The following is a 2,246-nucleotide window of genomic DNA, read 5'->3' on the forward strand; positions in this document are numbered from 1 at the left end:
ACACCGCTCGCCCAGCGGCATCCGCACCGTGCGCATGGAAAACGTTCTTTGCGATATCCAACCCGATCGTGGTAACCTCTGACACGGACGCCTCCTACAGTGGTGTTCAACACCTCCACTATTGCACATCGATGCAGTCGGGGGGCGTCCACCCCATCACAACCGGCCGTTCAGGGGCATCTAAAGCCTCTCCAAAAGCGGCCACTCGTTCATTCCAGCCCGCGACGGAGCCCATGGTGGTTTCTGTTGTCCTCGCCGAAGTTTAGGCGTTAGGTTCGGGACTTAGCGACGGAACAACGCTTGCGGCACGTCTCCGTAATACCGCACCCGCCTTGGCACCTTCAGGATGCTGACGATTTGCTTTTCTGAAAACAGCTTCCGCTTCATCCGTCCGCCCCTTAAAGGGCCGGTCTTGAATTCAGGTGTATGAAGAAATTGGAATCGCGTCAGCTTCAGCAAGGCGCCATTCCTTTGCGCGTAAGCTTTGACACCTGTCGGGCAAGGACCTTCACAGCCACAGCGTTCGCACCGACGCGCCCGATTGCCGCGGCCGCCGTGTCGATGGTCTTTGCGGCATCCGCGGTTATATCGACAAGTTCCGATGCGATTTGCCGCTGCTGGCTAGCACTTTCGAATGATGCGGCTAGCAGGCCGTCCTGTTCGGTTACCAGCCCCGCATGGGCAACGGCAATTTCATTGGCAGCCTGCACGTCACGAGTAATCAGCATCGAGCGTTCCCCGATGATTGCGTTTGCGGTCGCCGTGCGAGTGGTCAGCACCGACATTTCCGCGGAGATCGCTGCGAACGCACCGCCCTCCCCCCCATATCGGGCCGCTTCGATCCGCGCATTTAAGCTCAACATCCGGCTTTCTCGCGCAATCTGTGCGATCGTAGCACTTATCGATGCCACGCTATCGACCGACTGGGCAAGCGCGTCGATCGTCGGTTTGTTTGCCACCAGCTGCGTCCGGGCCTCTGCAAGGGTCTCCGCCTGCCGGCGCACGCCAGCTTCCACATCGTTGGCTGCCGCCTCGAGGGCAGCGGCCAACGAAGCAATTTGCGTTGCGTGCTCCGCCATGCCCCGGATCACCGCCGTGGCGGCCTCGGCCTCGGATGCAACGCAATCTGCAATGTCGAGCAACCGCGTAGCGATCCCATCTAGCTGAGCATCGATATCCGATGCGCTCTCCGCCACATTGTTCACGATGGCTTACGCTCTCTCGCGAACAGCCGTCAGCATGGTTTCTGACAGAACTCCATAGGCGGCAGACCAGGCCTCCTCCGTATCCTGATCAAACGCTGGCCCAAGCCCCGCTCGCAGCGTTTCGATAAGTGCCGACCCGACGGCCCTATAATGGCGATCTTCTGCGCCATAGCTGATGTGTCGAATGGCCAATTCACGTGCAACTGGAACGATGGAATCCAGGCGATCTAGCGCGTCAACCACAGTCGCCAGGGTCAGGAATAGCTTGCGTCCCTGCTCTGCCATGTCGTTGCGGAACAAAGCACGTGTATCAGGCGCAAGCTCGAAAAGACGTCGATAAAACTCGGCTGCCGCAGCATCGGTGATTGGTACGACAGCGGCGAAGCTGTCCTGAACGAGATCGATTTGACGGGTCGAGAGCATGCCTTGGCTTTTAGACGTAAAACACCAACGGAAGAGTTAAGATCATAACGGACGCAATGCTGACCTACCAACGTTACTAAATGCTTTTTGGCCTCGGCTGATCGCGGCCTTGCCGATCGCGCTGACGCATACCGCGGACTCCCATCAGCCAAAACGTCTCCACTAGTTTACTTTCTCGGACGGAAAGGGCGGACGGGAAAAATATGCCCGCCTCGCGATGCGAAGCACATAGGGAAAACGCCGTAAATTCTCCGACCAAGGTTGGCGATGCGACGGTAAGCCGCTCACAGGCATGGAGACCCAGAAAGCGACGTCCAGGACCGCTCTAGCATTTGCCGTAAGCGGAAGTTCGTTCACCCGGGCAATTGCATAGGATATTGCCACGGAAACTTGAAGCACGGTTGTATCGGGATGTGCACGATGTTCGCGGAGGCACGCATGCGGTAGCGCTATTTCATGAGACGCACGCTCGATCAGCTCCTGACCACCATCGACGTCGACCCGCACGCTTTTTCGGTGTGCCGAATCCAGACTGGATGGAGGATGACCTTTCCCGCGTTCGCTGCAGTGACCATACACTTCGTGTTGCGGGGGTCCGGACATCTCCGGGTCGGCGCG

3 protein-coding genes are annotated in these 2,246 nt (G+C 58.4%); all 3 read right to left on the minus strand.

The genetic code is table 11. The features are described 5' to 3' along the window. Positions 1-282: 282 nt before the first annotated feature. From L8F97_RS22350 to L8F97_RS22360, 3 genes are read right to left on the minus strand one after another with little or no spacing between them, the layout of a single operon-like run. A complete protein-coding gene (locus L8F97_RS22350; RefSeq protein ID WP_242154934.1) occupies positions 283-459 on the minus strand; it encodes a hypothetical protein in 177 nt (58 codons plus the stop codon). Next, a complete protein-coding gene (locus tag L8F97_RS22355; RefSeq protein WP_242154936.1) occupies positions 453-1,205 on the minus strand; it encodes a methyl-accepting chemotaxis protein in 753 nt (250 codons plus the stop codon). Before L8F97_RS22355 ends, L8F97_RS22350 begins: the two co-directional genes overlap by 7 nt. 6 nt (positions 1,206-1,211) lie before the next feature. Next, a complete protein-coding gene (locus tag L8F97_RS22360; protein WP_242154938.1) occupies positions 1,212-1,628 on the minus strand; it encodes a globin family protein in 417 nt (138 codons plus the stop codon). Between the last annotated feature and the right edge of the window lie 618 nt (positions 1,629-2,246).

The organism is Sphingomonas sp. BAUL-RG-20F-R05-02, from assembly GCF_022662305.1.
Classification (GTDB): Bacteria; Pseudomonadota; Alphaproteobacteria; order Sphingomonadales; family Sphingomonadaceae; genus Sphingomonas.